General features: G+C 61.4%; 26 protein-coding genes and 1 riboswitch. Of the genes, 15 read left to right on the plus strand and 11 right to left on the minus strand.

The window, feature by feature from the left end; all coding sequences use genetic code 11:
- Nucleotides 1-22 precede the first annotated feature (22 nt).
- Nucleotides 23-137, plus strand: a riboswitch (SAM riboswitch).
- A 53-nt stretch (nt 138-190) separates the two neighbouring features.
- On the plus strand, nt 191-1,516 hold the full coding sequence (locus tag GJB56_RS25190) for an aminotransferase class V-fold PLP-dependent enzyme (protein WP_019746685.1): 1,326 nt from the start codon (nt 191-193) through the stop codon (nt 1,514-1,516).
- A gap of 210 nt (nt 1,517-1,726) precedes the next feature.
- On the plus strand, nt 1,727-2,341 hold the full coding sequence (locus GJB56_RS25195) for a hypothetical protein (protein ID WP_020906017.1): 615 nt from the start codon (nt 1,727-1,729) through the stop codon (nt 2,339-2,341).
- Here GJB56_RS25195 and GJB56_RS25200 read toward each other — a convergent pair.
- Nucleotides 2,320-3,198 (minus strand): PaaX family transcriptional regulator C-terminal domain-containing protein, encoded by an 879-nt coding sequence (locus GJB56_RS25200; RefSeq protein WP_195849562.1) that lies wholly within the window; start codon nt 3,196-3,198, stop codon nt 2,320-2,322. The two genes, GJB56_RS25195 and GJB56_RS25200, sit on opposite strands and share 22 nt — an antisense overlap.
- A 143-nt stretch (nt 3,199-3,341) precedes the next feature.
- Here GJB56_RS25200 and GJB56_RS25205 point away from each other — a divergent pair, with 143 nt between their 5' ends.
- Nucleotides 3,342-4,340 (plus strand): alpha/beta hydrolase family protein, encoded by a 999-nt coding sequence (locus GJB56_RS25205; RefSeq protein ID WP_029254370.1) that lies wholly within the window; start codon nt 3,342-3,344, stop codon nt 4,338-4,340.
- Nucleotides 4,333-5,544: a saccharopine dehydrogenase family protein gene (locus GJB56_RS25210; protein WP_070387091.1), complete on the plus strand. Its 1,212-nt coding sequence runs from the start codon at nt 4,333-4,335 to the stop codon at nt 5,542-5,544. Before GJB56_RS25205 ends, GJB56_RS25210 begins: the two co-directional genes overlap by 8 nt.
- Here the strand turns inward: GJB56_RS25210 and GJB56_RS25215 are convergent, their stop codons facing one another.
- Both GJB56_RS25215 and GJB56_RS25220 read right to left on the minus strand, forming a co-directional pair.
- Nucleotides 5,545-5,889 carry a hypothetical protein gene (locus tag GJB56_RS25215; RefSeq protein WP_019746690.1) on the minus strand — a complete coding sequence of 115 codons (345 nt, stop codon included), beginning with the start codon at nt 5,887-5,889 and terminating at the stop codon, nt 5,545-5,547.
- A gap of 93 nt (nt 5,890-5,982) precedes the next feature.
- A complete protein-coding gene (locus GJB56_RS25220; protein ID WP_020906022.1) occupies nt 5,983-6,360 on the minus strand; it encodes a hypothetical protein in 378 nt (125 codons plus the stop codon).
- A 63-nt stretch (nt 6,361-6,423) separates the two neighbouring features.
- Here GJB56_RS25220 and GJB56_RS25225 point away from each other — a divergent pair, with 63 nt between their 5' ends.
- Nucleotides 6,424-7,002, plus strand: coding sequence for a CGNR zinc finger domain-containing protein (locus GJB56_RS25225; protein WP_021342723.1), 579 nt, complete (start codon nt 6,424-6,426; stop codon nt 7,000-7,002).
- Nucleotides 7,003-7,161: 159 nt separating this feature from the next.
- Nucleotides 7,162-8,769 (plus strand): ABC transporter substrate-binding protein, encoded by a 1,608-nt coding sequence (locus GJB56_RS25230; protein WP_021342724.1) that lies wholly within the window; start codon nt 7,162-7,164, stop codon nt 8,767-8,769.
- 341 nt (nt 8,770-9,110) lie between these two features.
- On the opposite strand, the gene GJB56_RS25235 is transcribed toward GJB56_RS25230, so the two are convergent.
- Nucleotides 9,111-10,613 carry an MFS transporter gene (locus GJB56_RS25235; RefSeq protein ID WP_020968298.1) on the minus strand — a complete coding sequence of 501 codons (1,503 nt, stop codon included), beginning with the start codon at nt 10,611-10,613 and terminating at the stop codon, nt 9,111-9,113.
- Nucleotides 10,614-10,771: 158 nt separating this feature from the next.
- Between GJB56_RS25235 and GJB56_RS25240 the strand changes: the two genes are divergently transcribed.
- Nucleotides 10,772-11,446 carry a TetR/AcrR family transcriptional regulator gene (locus tag GJB56_RS25240; protein WP_113682409.1) on the plus strand — a complete coding sequence of 225 codons (675 nt, stop codon included), beginning with the start codon at nt 10,772-10,774 and terminating at the stop codon, nt 11,444-11,446.
- Here GJB56_RS25240 and GJB56_RS25245 read toward each other — a convergent pair.
- The gene (locus tag GJB56_RS25245) at nt 11,436-12,395 is read right to left on the minus strand and encodes a DMT family transporter (protein WP_030534848.1); all 960 of its coding nucleotides are present in this window, start codon (nt 12,393-12,395) and stop codon (nt 11,436-11,438) included. The genes GJB56_RS25240 and GJB56_RS25245 overlap by 11 nt on opposite strands.
- A 407-nt stretch (nt 12,396-12,802) precedes the next feature.
- Here GJB56_RS25245 and GJB56_RS32010 point away from each other — a divergent pair, with 407 nt between their 5' ends.
- A complete protein-coding gene (locus tag GJB56_RS32010) occupies nt 12,803-12,946 on the plus strand; it encodes a YHS domain-containing protein (RefSeq protein WP_021342727.1) in 144 nt (47 codons plus the stop codon).
- Nucleotides 12,947-13,025: 79 nt separating this feature from the next.
- Here GJB56_RS32010 and GJB56_RS25255 read toward each other — a convergent pair whose 3' ends face one another.
- From GJB56_RS25255 to GJB56_RS25265, 3 genes are all read right to left on the minus strand, one after another.
- The gene (locus GJB56_RS25255) at nt 13,026-14,348 is read right to left on the minus strand and encodes an MFS transporter (protein ID WP_030534847.1); all 1,323 of its coding nucleotides are present in this window, start codon (nt 14,346-14,348) and stop codon (nt 13,026-13,028) included.
- Entirely contained in the window at nt 14,332-14,859 is a 528-nt protein-coding gene (locus tag GJB56_RS25260) for a carboxymuconolactone decarboxylase family protein (RefSeq protein WP_021333740.1), read from the minus strand. Before GJB56_RS25260 ends, GJB56_RS25255 begins: the two co-directional genes overlap by 17 nt.
- Nucleotides 14,860-14,932: 73 nt before the next feature.
- Entirely contained in the window at nt 14,933-16,363 is a 1,431-nt protein-coding gene (locus GJB56_RS25265; RefSeq protein WP_020968303.1) for an MFS transporter, read from the minus strand.
- A gap of 251 nt (nt 16,364-16,614) precedes the next feature.
- Between GJB56_RS25265 and GJB56_RS25270 the strand changes: the two genes are divergently transcribed.
- The 3 genes from GJB56_RS25270 (at nt 16,615) to GJB56_RS31720 (ending at nt 18,410) form a co-directional block, all read left to right on the plus strand.
- Nucleotides 16,615-17,421 (plus strand): hypothetical protein, encoded by an 807-nt coding sequence (locus GJB56_RS25270; RefSeq protein WP_113682041.1) that lies wholly within the window; start codon nt 16,615-16,617, stop codon nt 17,419-17,421.
- 198 nt (nt 17,422-17,619) lie between these two features.
- Nucleotides 17,620-17,985, plus strand: coding sequence for a metal-sensitive transcriptional regulator (locus tag GJB56_RS25275; protein ID WP_113682042.1), 366 nt, complete (start codon nt 17,620-17,622; stop codon nt 17,983-17,985).
- 206 nt (nt 17,986-18,191) lie between these two features.
- Complete coding sequence (locus GJB56_RS31720) at nt 18,192-18,410, plus strand: hypothetical protein (RefSeq protein ID WP_230091071.1); 219 nt, start codon at nt 18,192-18,194, stop codon at nt 18,408-18,410.
- A gap of 41 nt (nt 18,411-18,451) precedes the next feature.
- Here GJB56_RS31720 and GJB56_RS25280 read toward each other — a convergent pair whose 3' ends face one another.
- Complete coding sequence (locus GJB56_RS25280; RefSeq protein WP_029254380.1) at nt 18,452-20,053, minus strand: ABC transporter substrate-binding protein; 1,602 nt, start codon at nt 20,051-20,053, stop codon at nt 18,452-18,454.
- 168 nt (nt 20,054-20,221) lie between these two features.
- A complete protein-coding gene (locus GJB56_RS25285; RefSeq protein WP_113682410.1) occupies nt 20,222-20,659 on the minus strand; it encodes a hypothetical protein in 438 nt (145 codons plus the stop codon).
- 111 nt (nt 20,660-20,770) lie between these two features.
- Here GJB56_RS25285 and GJB56_RS25290 point away from each other — a divergent pair, with 111 nt between their 5' ends.
- Entirely contained in the window at nt 20,771-21,445 is a 675-nt protein-coding gene (locus GJB56_RS25290) for a class I SAM-dependent methyltransferase (RefSeq protein ID WP_020968309.1), read from the plus strand.
- Here the strand turns inward: GJB56_RS25290 and speB are convergent.
- Nucleotides 21,409-22,365, minus strand: a complete 957-nt coding sequence (speB, locus tag GJB56_RS25295) for an agmatinase (protein ID WP_003941134.1) — start codon at nt 22,363-22,365, stop codon at nt 21,409-21,411. The two genes, GJB56_RS25290 and speB, sit on opposite strands and share 37 nt — an antisense overlap.
- Before the next feature lie 146 nt (nt 22,366-22,511).
- Here speB and GJB56_RS25300 point away from each other — a divergent pair, with 146 nt between their 5' ends.
- The 3 genes from GJB56_RS25300 to GJB56_RS25310 all read left to right on the plus strand — a co-directional run bounded on the left by GJB56_RS25300 (nt 22,512) and on the right by GJB56_RS25310 (nt 25,811).
- Nucleotides 22,512-23,147, plus strand: a complete 636-nt coding sequence (locus tag GJB56_RS25300) for a helix-turn-helix domain-containing protein (protein ID WP_092765464.1) — start codon at nt 22,512-22,514, stop codon at nt 23,145-23,147.
- Between the two features lie 133 nt (nt 23,148-23,280).
- Nucleotides 23,281-24,126 (plus strand): carbon-nitrogen hydrolase family protein, encoded by an 846-nt coding sequence (locus GJB56_RS25305; protein ID WP_113682043.1) that lies wholly within the window; start codon nt 23,281-23,283, stop codon nt 24,124-24,126.
- The gene (locus GJB56_RS25310; protein WP_020968312.1) at nt 24,123-25,811 is read left to right on the plus strand and encodes a flavin monoamine oxidase family protein; all 1,689 of its coding nucleotides are present in this window, start codon (nt 24,123-24,125) and stop codon (nt 25,809-25,811) included. The genes GJB56_RS25305 and GJB56_RS25310 overlap by 4 nt, the downstream gene beginning before the upstream one ends.
- Nucleotides 25,812-25,863 lie beyond the last annotated feature (52 nt).

Below are 25,863 nucleotides of genomic sequence, written 5' to 3' on the forward strand. Positions count from 1 at the left end.
GTTCCTGCCATCCTCGTTGCCAGGTCACGAGTACCAGTGTTCAGCCCCGGCTTGCTGGTCGGCAACCCTCCTCCGCGGTGGGGTGCTCCGGGTGACGACCCGGCTGCGTTCGAAAACGAATGCGGCAAGCGCGGACTCTTCCGGGGCCATCACCCGACGAACGAGTCCTTGAACGTGAGGATTGTCTTCGATGACTGCTGTATTGAGTGCCGACACCTGCCGCACCACCGCGATTGCCAAGGTTTCGGGTGCTGACCTGCAGGTTCCATTGGTTCAGGGCGGCGAATGCTCCTACGCCAACTTCGACTACGCCGCGAGTGCGCCGGCATTGGCCCAGGTCACCGACCGTATCGCCGAGTTGCTGCCGACATACGCCAGCGTCCACCGCGGTGCCGGCTACGCGTCTCGGATCTCCACGCTCACCTACGAGAACGCTCGTGAATCCGTTGCTCGTTTCGTGAACTGTGCCGACGATCAGGTTGTCGTCTTCACCCGGAACACCACCGATTCGCTGAACCTGCTTGCGCAGTGCGTCCCCGGCAGCACCGTCGTCCTCGATGTCGAGCATCACGCAAACCTGTTGCCGTGGAACGACGCTCGTATCGTCACCGCTGCAGACACCATCGAAGAGACGATCGAGCGTCTGATCGGTGAACTGTGCACCAAGCCTGCAGCGCTGCTCGCAATCACCGGTGCCTCCAACGTGACCGGCGAGATCCTGCCGATTGCACGCTTGGCTGACATCGCTCATCGTTGCGGCGCACGTATCCTCGTCGACGCAGCTCAGTTGGCTCCTCACCGTCGCATCGACCTGCAGGAATGCGGGGTCGACTACATCGCTTTCTCCGGTCACAAGCTCTATGCGCCCTTCGGCGCGGGTGTTCTGGTCGGACGCCGTGACTGGCTCGACGAGGCTCAGCCGTACCTCGCCGGCGGCGGCGCCGTGCGTGAGGTGACCATCGAGTCCACGGAGTGGGCCTGCGCGCCTGCCCGCCACGAGGCAGGTTCCCCCAATGTTCTCGGTGCGGCAGCCATCGCGACCGCATGCGAAACCCTGCACGCGCTGGACTTCGACGTCATCGCCGAGCACGAGAAGGCACTCACCGCCCAGCTCACCGACGGATTGTCCGCCATCGAGGGCGTCTCGCTCGTGCGACTGTGGAATGACGCACCGGACGCCGTCGGAATCGTCACCTTCACCGTCGACGGATTCGAAGCGGGCGAAATCGCCGCATTCCTCTCCGCCGAGCACGGCATCGGAGTTCGCGACGGTCGCTTCTGCGCACACCCGGTTCTCGCACGCCTCGGCCTCTCCGGCGGTGCAGTTCGCGCCAGCCTCGGCCTCGGTAGCAGCTCGGACGACGTGACGCGGTTGGTAGACGCCGTGAACATCCTGGTTTCGAATCAGCGTGATTGGAACTACGCCAAGACTGCCGGTGCGTGGAACCCCGTGCCCGAGACCCGCCCCTTCCTCGGAGCCGCAGACGACAACGCCGGCGCAGCCGAGTGCGTCTGAGCTGAGCTCGGTCCCCGAAAACTCGAACGGACAACTAGCATGGCAGCCATGGCACCAGCGGATTTCCCCGCCACCCCTTCGAGAGTGAGCATCACTCTCGGCCAGTGGTGCCGTCGCCATGTCGATCTGTGCCGCACCTCGTCAGGAATGTGTTCGGGCTGACGATTCGTCTCGCTCATCCCATACTTTTCTGATTTTCGGAGGTCTCACATGTCTTCACGCGCTTCGCATTCTCTGCACGTAGCGGTCGAGTTGACCGGATCCGGTCACCATCCGGCAGCTGAGGGCGCACCCGGCAACCTGCCCATTATCGGCGGCGACTACTGGGTGGACCTCACCGAGGGCGAAAAGGCTCTCGATTTAGCTTCATTCCCTACCAATGTAGTTCGGATTCGCGCTGCGGACCTGCGTGAGGCACAGCTCGAACGCGCACGGATACGCGCTGCTGTCGCCGAAGAAGGACGCGATCCCGACAGCGTCGCAGTACTGGTCGATCTCGAGATTCTGATCGCGCCGGAAGCTCGCTCCGCCCGTAAAGAGCTTGCACAGTTGGACAGCGCGTTGACGGCGCCGCGGGTTCCCGTTTCGCTTCACTACGTCGGAACGCCTTCCGGTCTCGGCAGTTTGATCGCCGATATCCGAGCTGCCGAGGTCGCCGACGGCGTGACGTTGCTGCCTCTCGCATTGCCTCGCACGCTCGAGCATCTGGTGGACAGCACCATTCCGTGGCTTCAGGATCGCGGACTTGTCACACCGTCCACCGCAGTCGACGAGGTTCTCGGGCGTTTCGGACTGCCGCCCCGTCAGCGCACGCTTGCGTCCTGATCGTCACCGATTGCATCTGCGTACAGGTGGAACAGCGACGGTAAGTCGTCGGCACCGTCCACCTGTGCCAGAAGCGTCCAGCATTGCGCAGTGATCGACCGAGCCCTCGTGCCGATCCAGTTGGTGGGCAGTAGTTCCGGTGGCAACAGCGGATCCGGTTCCATGGCTCGCGTGAATTCCGCTGCGAGTTCGATGGTCATCGTGACAGCATCGGTACCCGGACTGTTCTGCAGTTTGTGCAGGCGTGCGGTCGCTACGTCGAGTAGCCGTTCGTATCCGTCAGCGACCTGGTCCAGTGGCCACAACTGCGCGGCAATCTTCACAGGGTCTTCGAGCATGCCCACTTTCAGATCTCGAGTGGTAAGAGAAGACAGGTGCTGTTCGACGTCGAGTTCGGCGGCCGCATCGCGAATATACGGTTCCCAGGCGTGCGGCGAGACGTACAGACCGCCCTGGACGAGCGCGCCGCCGAGGTAAACGACCCTGGTACGCAGCGCATCTCGCGCTTTCCGTGACGACTCCGGAATTGCGAATCCGGCCAGGTGCCAATACCCGTCCCACGGCGTCACAGTGTCGCGGTCTTGTTGATAGGCCAGCCGAACGAATTCGACGTCGGGTTCCATCTCGCGCAGGGCTTTCGGCGTTGCTCGTAGCGTGGCCTGCCGCCCGCGACCTTCCTGAGTGAACTTCCCCTCGGTGACCAACCGCTTGATGCACAGCCGAACCTGTTGATCAGTTTTGCCGAGGGCGTCGGCGGTGGCATAAAGGGTGCGTCCGTCGACAGTTCCGTCCGTGCGCAGTAGTCCCTCGATCAAGATCCTCGTGGGTACATCGACGTCCCTGTCGGTCATCGCCATGTCCTTTCCTCGCTTCTCGACATCTTCGCCCACAACTGTACTATCGAATGCAATACGATCGTTTCAAATTCGTACGTTAGGGCGGGAAGATGGCAGCGGAATCGATGAGTGAGGGCAAGAGTAAGCCTCGTTTACGCAGGTGGATGGTTACTTCCCTGGCGGTGGTCGTTGTTCTGATCGCGACTCTGGTGGGCTGGACGCTGTACCAGAACACCTATGACATCCGTGAGGAAAAAGTGACGATCACCGGGGGATCGGTGCCGCTCCAGGGAGTCCTTGCACTGCCCGAACACGGTGACGGTCCCTTCGGGCTCGTGGTTTTCGTCCACGGAGACGGCCCGGTCGATGCAACACATGAGACGTTCTATCGACCGGTGTGGGAGGCGTTCGCAAAGGCGGGGTACGCGTCACTCTCCTGGGACAAGCCGGGGGTGAATGGGGCACCGGGCAATTGGCTCGATCAGAGCATGGACGATCGCGCGGCAGAAACGGAAGCGGCAATCGAGTGGGCGCGGGGACGTTCGGATATCGATCCGTCTCGTATCGGTCTGTGGGGTGCAAGCCAGGCAGGGTGGGTGATGCCCAAGGTGGTGAACCTCGACCCGGACGTCGCGTTCGTCATTGCCGTGGGTCCCGCGATCAACTGGCTCCAACAAGGCGAATTCAATACCCTTGCAGAACTTTCCGAGAGAAATGCGTCGGCCGACGAGTTCGAGAAAGCGCGGGTCGATCGTGCGAAGAACTTGGATCAGTTGGCCCGTGATGCATCGTTCGACGATCTCGTGGCCTCCGGCGAGGCCGACGGTCTCACCGAAGACCGGTGGAACTTCATCCGAAAGAACTACCTCTCGGATGCGCGAGCCGATCTCGAAACCGTGAAGGTTCCGGTGCTCTTGATCATCGGCGGACAAGACGTCAACGTCGACGTGGCTGATACCGAAAGGGTGTACCGCGAATTACTCGACTCGCCAGGGCAACTGGTGGTCAAGAAGTACCCCGACGCCACTCACTCGATTGTGGAGAAGGACCTCGAAGACTCGGAATTGATGTCGGCTCTGGTGGCCGTTCTTGCTCCCCGTTCGATCTTCGCTCCCGGCTATCTAGCGGATCAGACTGCATTTTTGGAGGGAATTCATGGCTGACGGAATCACGGTTGTCGCACTGGGTGGTGCCGGTGCCATGGGCTCGGCAGCAGTTCGTCTTGCTGCAACATTGCCGGGAATCGGCAAGGTAGTAGTCGCGGATCGCGATATCGATGCTGCGAAGCGTCTTTCAGTTGAACTGGCGCAGGCGTCAGCGGAAGTCGAGGCGCGCAGCATCGACGTCACGGACGGTCGCACGCTACGTGAATTGCTTGACGGCGCAGACGTGGTCGTCAATACGGTCGGACCGTTCTTCCGTTTCGGCGTCGGCATTCTCCAGGCAGCGATCGAGACCGGGACTCACTATCTCGACATCTGCGACGACTGGGAGCCGGCCGTCGACATGCTGGAATTGGACTGTGCCGCGAGGGGAGCCGGAATCTGTGCGGTAGTCGGCATGGGCGCAAGTCCCGGGATGAGTAACCTCCTGGCCGCGATGGCAGTCTCGCGATTGGACGTGGTCGACGATCTGTATACAGCCTGGCCGGTTGATGTCGAGGGCGAGGACGAGTCGGTGGACACATTGAGTGCAGCGGCCGTTCACTGGATGCAGCAGATCAGCGGCACGGTTCCAGTGGTTCGTGCGGGGCGAATCGTCAACGAAGAACCGTTGCGTTCCATCGCACTCGAACTGCCCGGCGGACGTCGGGGGAACGCTTACGTGGTCGGGCATCCGGAGCCGGTGATGTTTCATCGGACCATCAATCCTGCAGGGCATTCGGCAAATCTGATGGTGATCACACCGGAAACCGTGGCGTTCCTCGACGTTCTCCGCTCCGATATCGACAAGGGGAGAATCGATCTCGACTCGGCTGCTGAAGAATTGGGCAAGCCCTCGCTCCGGCGGATGATCCGTGCTGCGCCTCGAATGCTCACGCGTGCCGGTCATGGATCCTTGCCGTTGTTTTTCGCCTCGGCGACCGGGGTGCGCGAAGGTCGAGAGATGCGCGTCGTGGCACGGATCGCTGACGATTCACCGGTATCGGAGTTACTGTCGGACATGGCCGGTGCAACCGGAATCCCCTTGGCGCTCGGCCTTGCTCAGGTGGTGTCCCGGCTGGCCGACGGAACGATTCGGGATCGGGTCGGTGTGCACTCAGCCGAGAGTGTCATCGACCCGGACGTTCTGTTCACTGCACTGGCGCGGTTGTTCGGTCGAACCGACTGGCGTGACATCGTTACCGTCGAATCCGAGTTTCGCTAGTCAGTTCGCGGCGTGCGATCCGATGCGACTGCGGATTTCGGTCTCGACGCGATCTGCGTCCTTGGGGCTGAATGAAGGCGCTCCGCGGCCGGCGAGGGTGAGTACCACCGCGGTCTCCTTCCACGGGCGTGAAAGATCCAGGCTGTACCACGAGCTGAAATCTGTTGTTCCCCAAATTCGTAAGCGTCCACTCAGCCATGACATGACTCCGAGGTCGACGGATTCGATCTGTGAGTACGGAACGAACTTGCTGACAAACGGGAAGTAATAGTGGCGGATCGTGACGCCCTGATCGTCGATTCGGACGGTCCTGTCCTCGTAGATCGTTGATGTCCCTGTACTCACAGTGAAAACCCGGTCCCTGCTGTTCGACGCTCTCGGCGGATGCCGAAAACCAACCATACAGTCTCTACTGGGAGCGGGTGGCCCGCCCGAGTCTCAGGCGCTGGTAGTCCTCGCGACGACGAGATCGCTCACCGCGATCTGAGCGTTGCCGATTGCCGCCTGAACCGGTTCGCAACTACTCGATGCTCTGGCGAGCGCAAGAACTGCGGTGAGTAAGGCGGCGTCGGGCTCTCCTTCGAACGGTCCGCTCTGGACGTCGAACTTTCCAGCTCGCAACTGCTTTCGGGCATTGATTCCAAGTTGTGAAATGACCTCGTCCATCGCTGTCAGGCACTGGGCGAGTGCGCCGATCGACCAGTAGAGATCGGCAGCGACGACAGGCGTCTCCGATGCCACGGTGCCGGCGCGGCGCAATCGGTGATGAGTGTCTCGGAGTATCTCGGGCAGTCTGTGGTCTGCGCAATGTTTCATCCCGCTGCCTTCGTAAGGTGTAAAGTTGGGTTATTCAATTACGGTAAGGCAGGGCGGTAAGGGATGCAAGTAGTTTTAGACGATTACGTCGTCGGTGCGTCGTTCGCGACCGACCTGGTCAACACCTCGCCCCGCGTGTGGGTGGAGGCAGGCGACGCGTTGCGTGATCCTCAGGCGCTTCACGATCTACTGGATGAACATGGACTCTCGCCGGATGCGCTCCGCAACGGGCGTCGGCTTACCAGCGGTGAACTTGCCGACGTGCAGGCACTCAGAGAGGAGATTCGTTCGATTCTCGATGCTCCGACTTCTGGTGAGCTCGTTGATCGCACTGATCAATTCCTGCAGACTGTCCCGCATCATGTTCGACTCGTGCCTGATGCCCAGTACGGCTATCGATGGAATGCGGTACCGGACAGCAGAATCGATCTCGCGGGTGAGCTTGCGTTGTTGATCGGCTACTCGTTGCTGGGGACTCTGCGCACATTGGGGTACGAACGATTCCGCCCATGCGCGTCGCCGACGTGCAACGGGGTGTTTGTCGATACAAGCCGGGGAGGGCGACGCCGCTACTGCATGCCGGCGTTGTGCGGCAACCGAATCAACGTCGCGAATCACCGTCAACGGCAGCGTCGTACTTAGTCGTCAACGATGGCGTCGCACTTAGCGCCTGCGATTGCCCGGTCGATAGTGACAATCGAACAGAGTACGGCCGACTGTATGGGGAACTTCAACGAGATACAGACCACGTCAGTCCCGCACGATTGTCGCCATGGCAACTCCTAGTAGATGGCGGCTCGTATGAAAGCCCGTTCTGTCTCCGCGACAGCAGTTATCAGCGTTGGCGTATTCACTCTGGCCGGGTGTGGCGGCGCATCCAGTCCCGAAGGTTCGGTCGGTGAGTATGCAAAGGACGGCAGTTTCACAACTGTCATCAACGCCGATCCCGGAAATCTGCACCCTCTGATCACCAACCTTACGTCGACTCAGATCGTGAACGCGTACTCGTACGATTCGTTGATCGACATCGATGCGCAAACCCGCACGGTGCGTCCGTATCTGGCGGAGAGTTGGCGTGAAGAAGGAAACACGCTGAAGTTCGTGCTCAAGAAGGGCGTCACTTGTGCCGACGGCACTTCCTTCACCGCGCAGACCGCAGCCGATGACATCAACTGGGTCATGGACCCTGAAAACGCTTCACCGCTACGAGGATCCACCGTGCCGTCGTCGACGGTCGCGTCCGCGAACGGTGACGAACTGACGGTCACTACAGCCGAACCGGCACCCTTCTTGCTCTCCCGAATAGGCTCGATGCGGCTTCCGTGCGCTGCGACGCTCGAAGACCCGGCCAGTATCCGTTCGAGTAGTAACGGAACGGGTCTGTTCAAGGTCACCGAAGTTGTTCCCAACGATCACATCACGATGGAACGCCGCGACGGTTACACCTGGAGTCCGAACGGTGAGACCACTTCCGACACTCTCGGGGTGCCGAAGACAGTGACGATCAAGATTGTCACCGATCCGAGTACGACGGCGAATCTTGTTCTCACCGGCGGTGTGAATGCCGCGGCGGTGACAGGTTCGGACGAGGAACGAGTCTTGGCAGCGGGTCTGGATTCGAAGACCTACACCACGTTGTCCGGCGAGTTCATCTTCAATCATTTCGCGGCCCTACCCACGGCAGACCGTGCTGTACGGCAGGCCCTTGTGCAGGCAGTAGACCTGGACGACTACACCGAGATCACCACCGGCGGTAAAGGAACCCGTGCACGCGCCCTCGCGGTTTCGGAACCCCTTGCCTGCGACTACAACAGTGTCGAAGGGACGATCCCCGATTTCGACGTCGATGCAGCAAAGAAAACGCTGTCCGACGCAGGTTGGAAGGCGGGTCCCGACGGCGTCCTGACGAAGGACGGGCGACCGCTTGCCCTCAACGTAATTTTCAACAACTCACGCGATACGAACTCCGCCGCCGCGGAATACGTAGCAACACAGTGGGAAGGACTGGGCGCGAAGGTGAAACTGACCGGCGGCGACTACAGTTTCGTCATTGCCAACACATTCAGCACCACCGACCTGTCGTCGTGGGACGTTTCCATCGGTTTGACGCTGGGGAGTGATACGCCGAGCATCTTTGCCAAGTACTTCACCGGCCCGCCCAAACCTGAAGGAGTGAACTTCGCTTCCCTCGACAACAAGAAGTACATCGAATTGTCCACTGAGGCTTCGCTTCTTCCCGGTGACGAGTCCTGCAAGGTCTGGGAGGAAAGTGAGCGCGCGTTGTTCAACGACATCGACCTGCTGCCGGTATCCACGACTCCCGCTCACATGTTCTTCAACGGCGCAACGTCGATCTACCCGCCGTCGAGCGGAATCCTTCCGGGCTCGGCGATCCGTGTCCTGAAGTAGGACCCTCGGCAAACGTTCACTTTCGGGTATTGATCATCCGAAGTGCAAACCGAAATACCACTGCAGCACCCGCACCTGCAGCCAGGCCGGCGACGACATCGGCAAGAAGAACACCGACGCCTATCCCCAGGACGGCAGCAGCGGCGACGGCAAGGGCGACGTCAGCACGAGGAGCGGCGATCGCGGCATCCTTTCCCCGAGTATCGAACGAGCACCCATCTCAACGGAGCATGTCACGAAACTGTCGTCTGCAGGTGTATCAACCGCAAAATGTGTGAAACGCGTCGGCCCCGGCGGAGTTGGACTCCGCCGGGGCCGTGCTGTGTGTGTTGCGCACTTGCTCAGTGCGTCGGGACGGATTCCTTCGACGTGGTCGGGGACGTATCGGTGTGCTGGCTACCAATCTCCTTGCGGGAGTTGGAGCCGTTGAACCGAGGGAGGAAACCGGCCAGGACGAGTGCGATGACGGCGGATCCGGCAGCGAGGGCCATGACGACGCGGAAAGCGTTCTCCGACGGCAGTGTTGTCCCACCGACGGACATGGTCATCTGGGCGATGACGACACCGGCGATGGCGCTGGCGAATGATGTACCGAGGGAGCGCATCAGAGTGTTGAAGCTGTTGGCCGCTCCGGTCTCGGACGGAGGAACAGCCCCCATGATGAGAGCGGGCATTGCGCCGTAAGCCATACCGGTACCGGCGCCGATGATTACTGCGATCACGATCAGTTCCCAAATCGAGTGCATGGCGAAAATGCCGATGCCGTAACCGATTGCGACCACAATGGCGCCGAGCATGAGCGTCACCTTGGGGCCGTGCGAATTGGTGATGCGTGAGGACAGCGGAGAGATCAGCATCATGATGATGCCGGAGGGAGCCATGACCAGACCTGCGGTGAGCATCGAACCGCCGAGGCCGTAACCAGTGATTTCAGGCAGCTGGACTACCTGGGGAAAGACCATGCTGGCGGCGAACATCGCGAATCCGAACACGATGGATGCGAGGTTGGTGAAGAGCACCTGGCGGCGGATGGATACGCGTAGATCCACCAGCGGCTTGGGGGTGCGTAGTTCCCACCATGCCCAGAATCCGAAAATCAGGATCGCGGCGCCGAACAGGGAAAGCGTGAGCGTGCTCGTCCAACCCCAGTCGCCACCCTTGGAAATTGCGAGTAGCAGAGCGATGAGGGCGGCTGAGAGTGAGATTGCTCCGCCGAAATCGAACGTGCCTCCTGTGCGAACCGCCGATTCGGGGACCAGGACGACAACAAGAACGGCCGCAAGCGCGCCGAGCACGGCTGACGCCCAGAACAGGACGTGCCAGTCGGCGTACTCGGCGATCAAAGCCGCGATCGGAAGCCCCAGAGCGCCACCGACTCCCAGCGAAGCGCTCATCATCGCAACAGCGCCGGCGAGCTTCTTGGGCGGAAGTACATCGCGCATCACACTGATACCCAGCGGAATGACACCGGCAGCAAGGCCTTGCAGGATTCGGCCGGCAACGAGGGGGATAACGCTCGAACTGAGGGCTCCGACCACCGAACCGGTGACCAACAGCGCCATGCTGATCAGGAGTAGACGCCGTTTGCCGAACATGTCGCCCAAGCGGCCCATGGTCGGGACGGCGACGGCGGCGGCGAGCAGCGTGGCGGTCACAGCCCACGCGGTATCGGACGCCGGCGCGTTCAGGTACTCGGGCAGATGCGGGATGATCGGGATGACCAGCGTCTGCATGAGCGAGACGACGATGCCGGAAAACGCCAGAACAGCCACCACTGCGGTGGTGGCTGGCGACTTCGTTGTCTGTGGCGGCGTTGTCGGTGGTGGAGAAGTGGTTGACGACATTGCGGTAACTCCATCGGAGGAAGAACGAATAATGGTTTAAGTCAGTTGATTGAACTAAAGTTAAATCAAGTGACTGACTTAACGGAAGGGTGCGCCTCCGATCGTGACGAATATCTCCGGTGCCGAGCAGCTTCGGATGGTCGAGGATGATGGTGTCCATGACTACGAGGACTGAGGACGCGTCGGCCGACGTCGGCGGCGCCGCAAATTCCGCGCGCTCTGCTGCAACCCGAGACCGCATTCTCGCCGTCGCCGAGCAGCTGTTCGCCGAGCACGGAGTCTTCGCGGTTTCGAACCGCCAGGTGAGTGAAGCGGCAGGTCAGGGCAACAATGCAGCCGTCGGATACCACTTCGGGACCAAGACCGATCTGGTCCGCGCGATCGTGAACAAGCATTCCCAGCAGGTCGAGAAGAAGCGTGGCGAACTGCTGTGTGAGATCGAAGGGTCCACAAACGTTCGTGACTGGATTTCGTGTCTGGTTCGGGCGTCGACCGATCACTACGCCGAAATGGGTGGCCCGACTTGGTACGCGCGGTTCAGTGCACAGATTCTCACCGACCCGGTCCTGCGGAAAATCGTCTACGACGAGGTACTGGCCTCGCCCACCCTGCAGGAGACGCTTCGGGGACTCTCTGACTGTCTGGCCGACATGTCGATGAGTGTTCGACGCGCCCGCGCGGACATCGGACGCAATGCGATCGTGCACATGTTCGCCGAACGTGAGCGCACGCTTGCCGAAGAGGGGCCGGAAGCGGTCACGTCATGGGAGGACTTCACGACCGACCTCGTCGACGCGCTGGTCGGACTTTGGACGGCTCCGATCAGCCGCTGACCGGCCGTTTGTCCGCGCTAGCCGCCCGCCCCGGGGCAACCCTGCGCAATGGATCTCGCGTCGGCGGAAGATCCAGGAGCAAGCCCACTCCGGCAAGAATGATGACAAGACCGCCAACGAGCGCGAAGGTGACAGGCTCGTTCAACCACAGCACTCCGATGGCTGATGCCGAAATCGGAACGAGAAGAGTGACGGCCGATGCCGCGACTGGACCCGCCTGACGAATTATCCAGAAGTAGACCAGGTAGCCACCGGCGGTAGCCCCCAGCCCCAGGGCCGCCACGGCGATGAGTGGACCGACGGTTATGGGCCCCGGTGGGGGAGCGACGGCGGACACGGGAACCAATAGGGCAACCGCGGCAAGTTGTTGTCCGAGGGCCAGTGTCATCGGTGGAGTGTCCTGGAACGACTTTCGTGCGTAAACACCTCCGACTGCGTACAGCAGCGCCGCGGTCAAAGATGCGCCAATGGCCAGCATTGCGCGACTGTCGATCGCTGAAGGAATTCCACCGACGAGCACCGAGACGCCGACGATGCCGATCGCGACCCCCGAGAGTTTTCGCCAGGTGATCTTTTGTCGAAGCCAGAAAGCGGCGACGAATACGGTGAACATCGGCGTCGTGGCATTCAGGATCGACGCCGTCGACGAGTTGAGGCCGACGATCGCAGTTGCGACAAGCGTCAGGGGCCCAGCGACGTTGAGGGCTGCCAGCAGTAGGAATGCAGGAAACCGGTGACCGACCGCGCGCCAGGTCGATCTGCTGGAAGCCGTTATCAGTGCGAGAACCAACGCTGCAACAATGAAGCGGCCGTGCGTCGTGCCGACGGCGCCGAGTGTTGGTGCTGCCACAGCAACGAGGGGGAACGAGCTTCCCCAGAGCGCGCCGACCAACAGCAAAGCTCCAACTACGGCGAATCGGCTGCTGCCGATTGCTTTCCAGTTCTTCATTGCGCCTCTTCGTCGACGACCTCGCGGACATGGATGGTCGATGCCAGACCTACCCTATACCCCCAGTAGGTATGATGCTTCTTGTGTCATGATGCTGCAGGTGATCCGAGGCTGCGGACGCATTATTCGTTCTCCTGCAATAGTTTATGTGTCGAGGTGCTGTACGCGCAGACCTTCAAGTTATCTTCAGTATACCTATAGGGGGTATATTGTTGGTTGTGTCAGGCTCGCTTTCCGGGCCACATCCGTCCAGCAAAAGAACAGGAATCCCAATGAGTAGTTGTGGCTGTGGAACTACCCCGAAGGCCGACGCCAATGGCGCTGTAGGCACTGTCGGTACGGCGATGCCGACCGGTGGGAAAGACCTACTCAACTCTGGCAGTAGTGAACTCGTCGAATGTCGGGTCATGCCCGGCAGTGTGATCGAAAAGGCGCGTGCCGAAGCGGAAGGCCTGTTCCGTGACTACGAAGGTAATCGGTACTGGTTTTGCTGCAAGGGTTGTGGTCCTCGATTCGACGCAAATCCGCGGAAGTACGCTGACGTGAGCTGAGCGAAAAGTGGTGGTGCAGGCGATGGCTGCACCACCACTTTCGTTGAGGCCCAATCGGGGTTCGGGCAGACCGTCGACATCAGACGGTGCGAGCGCATGCGCACTGGGTGGCCGCCAAGGTGCATTCGCCTCGCGTGGTTTCGTACGTCGCTTGTACGGGCAATTCAGCAACTGTCTCCCGAGGCCAAAGTGCAAATCCTGCAACGGCTCCCACTGCGGCAAGCGCTGCAAGGATGCTCCAAGTGACCGCAAATCCCGCGCTCGAACCAACCCATCCGGCGATCGGATAGGTGACAAGCCAGGCAAGGTGCGACAGGGAGAACTGGGCTGCGAACACCTCCGGTATACCTGCGGGTTCGACGGAGCGCCGAAGTACTTTTCCGGTCGGCGTGACGATCATGGCCATCCCGGCGCCGACGAGTGCCCACACTGCGGCAGTGAGCATCCACGTGAATACACCGGCCACGGCGAGGGCTGCTGCCGCGCTGGCACTGACGACCAAGACAACGGAACCTGCTGTCATCACAGTGCGTTCAGCGGTTCTGTCGAGAACGCGTGGAAGAAGCAGCGCGGTCACCAACGTGCCGGTGCCTGACGCGGCAAGCATCCACGCCACGTCGGATTGGGTTCCACCGAGCTCGTCGCGGACGTAGTTGACGGTGTTGACCACGACGATCGAACCGGCTGCTGCCACCACGAGATTGAGTGCCATGATGCCGCGCAGTCGCGGTGTGGTCACGAAGATTCGCACCCCCGACGCGATCCGATCCCACGCCTTGCGGTGAGTACTCCGACGAGCGTTGGGGATTCGGGTGGCCAGCACGAGCAGTGCCGAGACCGCAAAGCCCACGGAGGTGGCGACGAACAACAGGTTGAATGTCATGAAGGACAGTGCGACTGCGGCAAGAACAGGGCTGAGCAGGCTTTCCATCGTGTAAGCGACCTGCGATGCCGACAGTGCGCGGGTGAAATCGGCCTCGTCGGTCACGATGTCAGGGATGACCGCTTGGAACGTGGGAGTGAACGCTGCCGACGCAGCTTGGAGAACGCCTACCAGCACGTAGATGTGCCAGATCTCGCTGACGAAGGGCAATGCGATCACGACCGCTGCACGAAGGGCGTCGAGGGCAACGAGGAAAGCCCGTCTCGGCAACCGGTCGACGTACGCCGCCGCGAGTGGAGCGATCACGACGTACAGGGACATCTTGATCGTCAGCGCGGTGGCCAGCACAGCTCCGGCGCTCGGCCCAGCGAGTTCGTAGGCGAGTAGACCCAGCGCAACCGTCGCCAATCCGGTGCCGAACAGCGCGATGATCTGGGCGCTGAAGAGCAGGCGATAGTCGCGAATCAAGAACAGACGCATGCTGTTCCGTTCCGGTGCGGTCCTAGCGGTCCGGTTCATCTGGTTTCACTCCCGCGACAAGATTGAAAGCTCCGGTCAGGACATTGAGGGCGACGATTCCGACGACGTCAGCGATCTCGCGATCACCGTAGCCGTGCGCTCGAAGGCCCGCGATGTGTTCGTCTGAAATCGAGGCAGGCTCCCGATAGACGCGAAGTCCGAGGTCGATCATTGCCGCGATGGCAGGATCGGCGGACGTGCCCGCGCGGGCACGCTCGATCTCGTCCGCCTCGACGCCGTTGGCGTGCGCGGCGGCAACGTGGGCTTCGAGGCAAACAGCGCAACCTTGCTGGACCTGCACGGCGATCGAGATTCGCTCGGTGATCTTGCGGCTCAGTTTCGCTCGCTTCATTGCCCGGCTGAGTTGCAGATAGCCACCCAGTACGGCGGGCGAATGAGCCATCGCCGCGACCATGTCACCGACCTGTCCATGACGGTTGACGAGTTCGGCGAGAAGGTCTTTAGATGCACCGACAGCGGTGGCGGGTGTGAGAGATGCAAGGCGCGACATAACGAGTCCTAAGTGGTTCCGCCGGTGGTGGGTTCGGCTGGTGACAGCCGGCCGAACCCACCACCGGAGTTGGTCAAGAATTGACGGTGGATTGAACGGTTCGAGGATCGTCGACCTTGGTCGACCGCATCACGACCGCGGTGATTGCTGCGCCCACCACTGCGATGGCGGCTGCTCCCAGGAACACGGCGGAGAAACCGTTCGTCAACTCCGTCAGGTCACCGAGTTGATCAGCGCCGAACACTGCTGCGATCGCGGTCATCACCGCGAGGCCGACAGCCGAGCCGACCTGGTAGCTGACGTTGACGATGCCGGAAGCCAATCCGCCCTCTTCCGGGCGTGCAGCCGAAATCGCCGTACCGAGTGAGGGAATGAACGCCAGCGTCATACCTGCCGCAGCCACGAGCGACGCCGGCAGTACGTCGACCCAGAAGTTGCCGGTGGGCCGGATCAACGACATCCAACCCAAACCGATTCCCAGTACCAGCAATCCGGTCACGATCATCGCTTTTGCACCGAAGCGTGCCATGGCCCGTGGTGCCACGACGACCATGCCGAGCATGACGAAGATCGTCATCGGCAGCAGCGCCGCACCGGCCGGGAAGGCGCTGTATCCGAGCACTTGCTGCAGGTACAGGTTCAGGAAGAACCACATCGGTATCCAGGCAGCGCCGAGGACGAGCTGAGCGATGTTCGCGGCACCGAGGTTGGGCGCCTTGAAGATTCCCAGACGCACCAGAGGTTCCCGACGCTTGGACTGGATCAACACGAATGCACCCAACAGAGCGGCCGAAACGGCGAGCGCCAGCCACGTCTGCCCGGATCCCCATCCGACATCAGGTGCTCTGACGATGCCGAAGACTCCGACAGCAAGACCTGCGGTGACAGCGAGTGCGCCGAGGAAGTCGATCGACCCGGTACGTGCCGGTGCGTTCGGCATCAGGAGGGGAGTAGCGATCAGCGCGATGACGGCGATGGGAATGTTGAGGTAAAACACCCAAGGCCAGCTGGTGTATTCGGTGATGACGCCGCCGAGGAACACTCCGGCCGTACCGCCTGCCGGGGCGGCAGCGCCGTAGATGGACAGCGCCTTGGTCATCTCTTTCTGCGTGCTGCCGAACAGCATCATCAGCAAGGTGAGCGCCGATGGTGCGATGAGTGCGGCACCGGCACCCTGAACGGCGCGGCCCGCAAGTTCGACGGCAACGTTACCGGCGGCACCGGCGACAACGGAACCGATCAGCAGGATCAGCCAACCAGCGGAGAACACTCTGCGGGCGCCGAACAGGTCGGACAGGCGGCCGCCGAGGAGGAGTAGCCCACCGAATGCGATGACGTACGCATTGAAGACCCAGGTCAGGCCTTCCTGGGAAAAGCCGAGATCGCTCTGCATCTGGGGGAGAGCGACACCGATGATCGAGGTGTCCATGATGACCATGAACTGAGCGGCGGCGATCAACGCCAACGCCCACCACTTACGGGTGGATTTCGGTTGTGTGGACATTCTGAGTTCCTTACCTGTACGGGGTATAGGTGATGCTCGTGTGGTCAGGGGGTGTCGAAAGCGGGCCTGGGCGACATCGGCGCAGCGCTTCGTTGAGGTGCGCGGGGAAATGCTGTTCTTGGAACTCATTCGGCCGGCGCTCTGCGTAGATGCGCATCGGATCTCCTTCGAGTGAATTCAGGGTGTTCGAGTAGTTCGTTGCATACCCTAGGGGGGTATGGTACAAATTGCAACAGGTTCGAATTCAAGGAGTGTCGAACCCGACGCAGACGGCAACGGAAGTGCTGCCGACCCAAACTTTGGAGGGCAAGATGTTCAGCGGCAACGGCTACACACTGGAATTGGCAACGTCGGAGGCGGCCGTCGGCAGCCATGTCCCCTTGCAGTTCCGGATCCTGGATTCGGTTGGAACTCCGTTGACCAGGTACACCGACACCCACGACAAGCAGTTGCATCTGATCGTGGTCGGTCTGGACCTGACCGGATTCCAGCACGTGCATCCCGAATTGGACGAGAACGGAAACTGGCGTGTGTCAGTCGATTTCGATCACGCGGGAGACTACCGAGTCTTCGCTGACTTCACCCCGGACGGGGGTGACGGAATGACGCTGAGTGCGGATGTACGCGTCGCCGGGTCCTATGATCCTCGGCCGTTGCCCGCCGCTGCTGCCGTCACGACGGTCGACGGCTATACCGTCTCTCTCGAAGGCGCGGCCCATGCCGGCCAGACATCGAAGCTCACGCTCTCGGTCAGTCGTGACGGAATCCCGGTCACAGACTTGCAGCCCTACCTTGCCGCGTACGGGCATCTGGTCGCGTTGCGTGCCTCCGACCTCGCCTATCTCCATGTGCATCCGGATGGTCATCCGGGTGACGGTGTCACGCCGGCTGGACCGGCAATCACCTTCTACGCCAACATGCCGAGCGCTGAGGACTACCGGTTGTTCCTGGACTTCAAACATGGCGAAGTGGTGCGTACGGCGGAATTCACTCTGACTGCCGACAATGCGACCACGCCTGGGGTCGAACACTCGAGCCACTCGCACCACGGGCACTGAGACCGAATGAGTTTCGCAGCAACGGGAAAACGGGCATGGGCGATCATCATGCACCCATCTGTCCGTGCAGTAGCGAAATGCGTGGCGATGTGCGCAGTGATTGCTCTGCAAGACAACGGAAGTCGAAGAGTATCCGCACATCGCCCCGGTAACGAGAATTGTTGCGAAGTCACGCGTTGACGAACAGGAGGACATCGAATGTCGGAAGCGACAGAAGTGGGCAACGCTCCAAGCCGTGCCCCGGGCAATGATACGACCGGCGATGTGTGCTGCACGGGTGATTCCCACGGCTACATCACCGCCAAGGACGACTACCTAGGGCGCCTGCGTCGCATCGAGGGTCAAGCCCGCGGCCTGCAGCGCATGGTCGACGAGGACAAGTACTGCATCGACATTCTCACGCAGGTTTCGGCGATGACCAAGGCTCTCCACGCGGTGGCCATGGGGCTGCTCGAGGACCACATCAGCCACTGCGTCGTCAAAGCTGCCGTTGACGGTGGTCCCGAGGCGGAGGCAAAGGTGAAGGAAGCGACCGACGCGATTGCGAGGCTCGTTCGCTCGTAGAACTGTGCTCGACGAACATTGATACCGTGGTCGTCATGTTCAGCATCGAGATCCGTCGTACATTCGCTGTGAGGCAAGGGTTTCCGGCGACTTCCGGCACCCGTGCGGGACGCAAAGAATTTGCCGCCGCTGATGCCTGCCGAGGGATTTCGCGTGACGATGCGAGTCGGGTTCTCGTTCGAGGACGACCAACTCGGAGAACGTGGATGGTTTGTCGACACGGACGCTCTCACGAGTCCGTCGATTGGTGCGCCGAGCGATTGGCGAGCGGTGTCTGGCCGGAGATTTTCGATTTCCGTCCGTCATTCGAGAACGTTGCGAAGTGGGCTTTCACGGAACTTGCGTCCACGATTCCTCAGCTGACCTACGTCGAACTCGACAACGAGACGATAGGTGTGGCAACGAGATACGTCAGATCGCACTGATCTGACGTATCTCGTTGCCACAGGGGTTTCGATCGATCGGACTACTGGTAGAGACGCAGTGCAGACCCGATGAAGGACTTACCGAATGCGAGCCCGGCCTTGTTGAAGTAGAAGCTCATGTTCGTATTCGCGAACGGCACCGCGGACACCGTCTTGGTGATCTGCGACTCGGCGTCTGCCCACTCTGCGCACGCTGCGTCGCCGGTCAACCCGGAAGCCTTGGCCACCGCTGCTTCGTAGGCGGGGTTGTTGATCGAAGAGAAGTTCTTACCGGCTGCCGGAGCAGGTCCGGTGAAGAACGGGGTGAACCCGCTGGGAATCGAATTGTTGATCTGGATCCATGCGATGTCCCACTGATTGTTGTCTTTACCGCTGAGCATGACGTCGACAACTTTGGTCTGGTCGGCGCCCGTTACCTCGACGTTTGCGCCGAGATCCGACCATGCAGATTGAGCCAGTTCGGCTGCTGCGCTGCGAGCTTCTTCGCCTCCTGCGTAGAAGAGGCGGAGTGTCAACGGGTTTCCGTCTTTGCTTCGTTTTCCGTCCGACCCGGCGGTCCAGCCGGCCGCGTCCAAGGTTGCCTTCGCTGCGCTGACGTCGTAGTCCGGAATGTTGCCGGTGACGGAGTCGTACACGCAGGCGCGGGGCTCTACACCGACGAGACTTGTTGCGCGGGTGCCCTGGCCGGCAGTGATTACTTCTGCCAGATCGTCGAGATTGACTCCCTGGATGAGTGCTTTGCGAACGGCGGGATCGCTGGTGGGATTGTTCGCGATCTGGTTGAAGTACATCTGACCGGACGGCATCGGGCGATTGATCGAGGCGAAATTGGCGGCTTCGATCCGGTCCTTGTCCGGACCGGCGATCGGAGATGCGTTGAGTTCGCCGGAGAGAAGCTGGTTTGCGGCGGTGCTGACATTGGGTGCCATGACAGCGATGACGGTCTTGGGGACGCCCGGTGTGTCGGAGGTGGTGTCGTCGGGTCCCCAGTTGTAGCCGTCACGACGCTCGAACGTGTAGTGGTCGTTGGCGGCGACTTCGGTGACTTCGAACATCCCGGAACCGAGAGACTTCTTGTTCGAGGCGGTCGGGTCCGCGAGTCCGGCGTCGCACATGATCGGGAGGCGACTGACCGTGAGGAGGAGGAAGGGGCTCGGCGCCGGAGTGGTGACCGTGATGGTGCGGGTCGCGGGATCGGCAGTGGCCGAAGCGCCTACGGGGACCGTGGTGCCGCGTTGTTGTGAACCGTTGGCCGGATCGGCCACGAAGTTGATGTTGTTCGCGACGGTCTGCGCGTTCAGCGTCGACCCGTCGGTACAGGTCACTCCCTCGCGGATGGTGAAGGATGCGGAGGTCGGCGTCTCTTCCCATTTCTCTGCCAACCACGGTTTGAATTCACTGGTGTCCGGGTCCTGGTAGACCAGGGAATCGTAGGCCAGCCTCGAAATGTCAGCGGTTGCCGCGGAGCCGGACATGATCGGGTTGAGTGCACCCGGATCGGCTTGCAACGCATAACGGAAGGTTCCGTCTGTCAGAGGTTCACCGCCGTCGGAGCCCGAGGACGTGCCTCCCGAGCTGCAAGCCGACAACACGAGTGCGAGCCCCGCTGCCGTTGCAAGTGCCGGATAAGAGCGGTGTTTCATTGTGCCTCCGTGAAGGAGCCAGGGCCCGAGCGAAGTTCGAGAGGGCGCGGTCGAGTGTGACCGCTAAATCTTGGCGTAGGACGTGACGGGCATCTCGGTCGATCTTCACGAAAAAGGGGTGGATTTTTGTCCGATTTCACGAGAACCGGGGTGATGAACCAGTCTGGCTCAAAGCGAGTCGAGGTCATTTCGCTGTGGCCACCCGGTTGTAGTGAGTACAACGGCAGGGACCGACGTCAACGGAGAGATCGGGCCGATGGCGAGGAGATCTTCGTCTTCGTCGATCTCGGACCAGAATTTTTCAGAAGAAACATCGAGGCCGAGAACGATCCACGGCGGTCCGGCTTCTTGAAAGGCAAAGGAGACGCTGCCGGTTCGCGGAACCGTCGCATCGAACAGGTGGGCTCCGACTGGATATCCCTGTTGCTCGCCCACCAACGTCAGGGTTGTCGGTTCGAAGGACGCCTCGCGCAGCATCTTCTCGACTGTGCGGTCGAAACTCTGCTGGGTGGTGAACTCTTCGTCCGCGTTCGAACCGCTGAACTCGGGGAAATGCGCACAACACAAAACGTGCGAGCCCTCTGAGTTGCAGTAGAGACGAAACACAGGAAATCCACCTGCCACGAAGCGTGACGTTAGCAGAGCGTCGAAATGAAGAAGTTGCTGTTTCGGCAAAGATGGTTGCGTGAGTTGTGGAAGGTCGTTCATCCTGGGTGCATGAGCCACGAACACCACAATCACCACGAAAACTCTGAAACCACCGAGAATCCGTACGCCAAGGCGGACGCACAGTTCTGGAACTCGCTGTACGAGGAACGTCCCGCGCGCTGGAGCGGAAATCCCAACCCACAGTTGATTGCCGAAGCCTCCGACCTCGAGCCGGGCACTGCACTCGACGTCGGTTGCGGCGAAGGCGCCGACGCTTTGTGGTTGGCACGTCGCGGGTGGAAGGTCACCGGCACCGACATATCGTCGGTTGCGCTCAGTCGCGCCCAGGCTCACGTCGAGGGCGAGGGCGTCGACATCGAATGGCTGGAAGCCGACCTGACGAAGTGGGATCCGCAGGGTCGATCGTTCGATCTGGTGTCCGCGCAGTTCTTCCACATGCTCGAACCCGCGCGCGGGGAATTGTTCCGTGCTCTCGGAGATCTGGTCGCGCCGGGCGGGCATTTGCTGATCGTGGGCCACTCGCCCCACGAGTCGCCCACCGAACATCATCGGGCAATGCTGCATACCCCGGAATATGTGGAGTCGCTGTTCACCGATGGTTGGAAGGTGTTGGTCTCGGAGTCGCGGGAACGTGATCTTCCCGCGAACCCCGAGATGCATCACACCACGGATACCGTTGTGCTGCTTCAGCGATTGAGTGCGAGCACCGACAGCAACTCGTAAGCGACGTGAGCCGCTGCGATACCGGTGATCTCGGCGTGGTCGTACGCCGGCGCTACCTCGACGATGTCGGCGCCGACCACGTTGAGTCCCACCAACCCGCGCAGTGTGTTCAACAATTCGCGAGAGGTCATGCCGCCCGCTTCGGGTGTTCCGGTACCCGGAGCGTGTGCGGGATCGAGCACGTCGATGTCGACGGAGACGTACACCGGGCCACCGTCGAGGCGCTTACGCATGCGCTCGACGATGCTGGCGACGCCGTCGACCTCGTAGTCGTCACTGCGGATCACCTGGAAGCCGAGGACGCGGTCGTCTTCGAGGTCTTTCTCGCTGTAGAGCGGTCCACGGATACCGATGTGCTGGGAACGCTCCATGTCGATCAGGCCTTCTTCGCTGGCGCGGCGGAAGGGGGTGCCGTGGGTGAAAGGCTGACCGAAGTAGGTGTCCCAGGTGTCGAGGTGAGCGTCGAAGTGCAGGACGGCGATCGGGCCGTGATCGCGGGCCAGTGAACGCAGGATTGGAAGTGCGATGGTGTGGTCGCCGCCGAGCGTGAGCACGGAGGAACCGTCGGCGCGCAGGTCTGTGACGGCGGACTGAACCGTCGTGAGAGCTTCCTGAATGTCGAAGGGGTTGACGCCGATGTCGCCGAAATCGGCTACCTGCTGGTTGGCGAAGGGCGAGACCTTGAGCGCGGGGTTGTACGGACGCAGCAGCTTCGACGCAGCGCGGATGTGTCCCGGACCGAACCGAGCGCCGGGTCGGTAGCTGACACCCGAATCGAAGGGGATGCCGAGGATTGTCACGTCGGCGCGCGAGACCTCATCGAGGCGCGGCAGACGCGCAAAAGTGGTCGGCTCGGCGTAGCGGGGGACGCGGGTGGCGTCGACGGGTCCGATGAACGATCCGGGGTTGTTGGTAGCCATGTGCAGAGGTCCCTGCTCTCGATTCGGCGCACACCGGGCGCCCTTCAGTGATGTAGCTCTCTGAGCAAGTATGGTTTCTTCAAGAGGCTCGGTTGTCAACCCCTGTTTCCTGAAAGGGACACGGCGGTCGTGAAGGAGTGGGTTCAGTGGCCAAGGCGAAGGAAGCGGTCGAGCCGGTCGGACCGCGCATCGGGGCGAGGCTCAAGGCGGCACGTCAGTCGAAGCGGTTGACCCTCGACGACCTGGCCGAGGCCTGTGGTGTGACCAAGGGGTATCTCTCGAAACTCGAGCGCGATCACGTCAACGCGTCGGTGGCGACCCTGATCAAGGTGTGCGCGGTGCTCGAGATCCCCGTCGGATCCCTGTTCGAGAATGCGTCCGCCGGTGAAGTAGTCCGCGCCGACGCCATGCCGCAAATCAGCTTCGGCGGCGAAAAGATGACGGAGTACCTGCTCACGCCTACCAACGAGCGTCGAATTCAGGTGCTGCTCGGCGAGCTGGAACCAGGCGGCGGAAGTGGTCAGGAGTTCTACAGTCTGCCGATCGACGTGAACTTCGTGCACGTGCTGGAGGGCGGCTTGCGGGTCTCGTTCGAGGGCGGTCGGACGGATCCGAACGGTGAGGCCGTCGATGCCGAGGACGTCGTGCTTGCGGCGGGCGATTCCTTCACATTCACGCCGACGCACAACCATAGTTTTCAGGCCGAAGGCTCGGCTCTGGCGAAGGTTCTGTGGGTCTTGAATCCGGCATTGCCGGAAGGGCCACGCGCGTCGCCTTCGTGAGACCCGAATCTGTGAATGTTGATTCTTAGGAAACAAGAGTTGACATGATTGGCGGCACCCGTCACGCTGGTAGTTGTCCCCGTCACACACACCGTCGAAAATTGGCGTCACGGAACTCCTGAAGGAGCGCACCATGCATGTCGATTCAGTTCGAGTTGGCCTGTTCCAAGGTCCGCTCACCACCCCGGACACCTTTGCGTCGGTGGAGTTCAACCTCGCTGCAATCGACACCGCTGCCCGCGAGGCTGCGGCATCCGGTGCGAAGATCCTGCTGACGCCGGAGATGTCCGCAACCGGCTACGACATCGGCGAACTGGTGTCGCTGCGCGCGGAGCCGGCCGACGGCCCTATCTTCGATTCCGTCGCCGAGATTGCTCGAAGTGCAGGCATCGCAGTCGTCTACGGCTACCCCGAACTCGACGGGGGGGACGTCTACAACAGCGTGCAGGTGGTGGACCGCGATGGCACTTCGCTTGCGCACTACCGCAAGACGCACCTGTTCGGCACGCTCGACCGCGAACATTTCCGGCCAGGTGAGACCCTGGTGGTCGGGTTCGATTTCGAGGGCATCCGCTGCGGATTGTTGATCTGCTACGACGTGGAATTTCCCGAAGCGGTTCGGGCCCATGCCGACGCCGGTACCGAATGGCTCATCGTGCCGACGGGGTTGATGACTCCGTACGAACACATTGCGCAGCAAGTGGTTCCGGCCCGCGCATACGAGAGTCAGATGTTTGTCACCTACGTCAACCGCTGCGGCGCCGAAACCGAGCTGACCTACTGCGGTCTCTCGTGCGCCGTCGCACCCGACGGTGCCGAGTTGGCGCGGGCCGGGGGCGGCCAGGAATTACTCTTCGCGGATATCGCCGCCGCCACCGTCTCGCAATCGCGCACCCTCAACACGCATCTCGACGATCGACGCCTCGATCTGTATCCAGACCTTTCTGTCACGACTGTCTCCAAGGAGAACCGTAGATGACCATCCCAGTAGCTCCGGACAGTTCCTCGGAACCCGGCAAGCAGCCGCCCCTCACGATGTTCGGACCGGATTTTCCGTTCCCGTACGACGACTACGTTTCCAGCCCGGCGGGACTCGGCTCGGTGCCCGATCTGGCACTGGGTACAGAAGTTGCCGTGATCGGTGGTGGACTCTCCGGCATGATCGCGGCCTACGAGTTGCTCAAGGTCGGTCTCAAACCGATTGTCTACGAAGCTGATCAGATCGGTGGCCGGATGCGGTCGGTCGAGTTCGACGGGCACCCCGGGGTTGTCGCCGAAATGGGCGCAATGCGTTTCCCACCGTCGTCGACGACGTTGTTCCACTACCTGAACGAACTGGGTCTGCAGACCGAGGAGTTCCCGAATCCCCTTGCCGAGGTCACGCCGAGCACGGTCATCGATCTCAAGGGTGAGAGCCACTACGCGCACACTCTCGAGGATCTGCCTCCGATCTACACCGAGGTGGCGCAGGCCTGGCAGCGCACTCTCGAAGAGCATGCCGATCTGATTCCGTTGCAGCAGGCCATTCGTGACCGCGACACCGCAGAGATCAAGCGGATCTGGAACGACCTCGTGGTGCGCTACGACGACCAGACGTTCTACGGATTCCTCGCCGCGTCGAAGCACTTCAAGTCCTTCCATATGCGGGAAGTGTTCGGGCAGGTCGGATTCGGTACGGGTGGTTGGGATACCGACTACCCCAACTCGATCCTCGAAATCCTTCGTGTGGTCATCACGGCCGCCGACGACGACCACCGCGGCATCGTGGGTGGATCGCAGCAGCTGCCGATGCGGTTGTGGAACCGCGCCCCGGCGCACATGGCGCATTGGCCTGCCGGTACGACGGTCGCTTCGCTCAACGACGGCGAGACGCGTCCCCGCGTCACCGAACTCCGGCGTACCGAGCCCGGCAACATCACGGTGACGGACTCCGAAGGTTTCATTCGCACGTATGCGAGTGCCGTTGTAACAGTGCAGAGTTGGATGCTGCTGAACAACATCAGGTGTGACGACGATCTGTTCCCGATCGACCACTGGACTGCGATCGAGCGAACTCACTACATGGGTTCGACCAAGGTGTTCGTTCTCGTCGACCGCCCGTTCTGGAAGGACAAGGACCCCGTGACCGGCCGTGATTCGGTGTCGATGACACTGACCGACCGTATGAGTCGCGGCACCTACCTGCTCGATCAGGGCGAGGGCAAGCCAGGCCTGATCTGCTTGTCGTACACCTGGTCGGACGATTCGCTGAAGCTGCTGGCGCTCGACGCCACCGAGCGCATGAACATCATGCTGCGTTCGCTCGAAGAGATCTACCCAGGCGTGGACTTCCGCAGCCACATCATCTCGAGCCCGGTGACGCTGTCGTGGGAAACCGAGCGAGACTTCATGGGTGCATTCAAGGCGAACCTTCCGGGGCACTACCGGTACCAGGAGCGCCTGTTCTCTCACTTCGTGCAGAATGATCTCGAACCGCGTCATCGGGGAATCTTCCTCGCCGGAGACGACGTGTCGTGGACTGCCGGCTGGGCCGAGGGCGCGATCCAGACCGCGATCAACGCGGTATGGGGCGTCGTCAACCATCTCGGCGGCGCTGCGCCTACCGAGAATCCCGGACCCGGCGACGTGTTCGAGGAGCTCGCTCCGATCAGGTTGGGCGACTGAGCTCACCGCAACTGCCGAAATGTCGTGCCCGATAGGGGTTGGTACTCCTATC

The organism is Rhodococcus sp. AQ5-07, assembly GCF_009707305.1.
GTDB lineage: Bacteria > Actinomycetota > Actinomycetes > Mycobacteriales > Mycobacteriaceae > Rhodococcus_F > Rhodococcus_F erythropolis.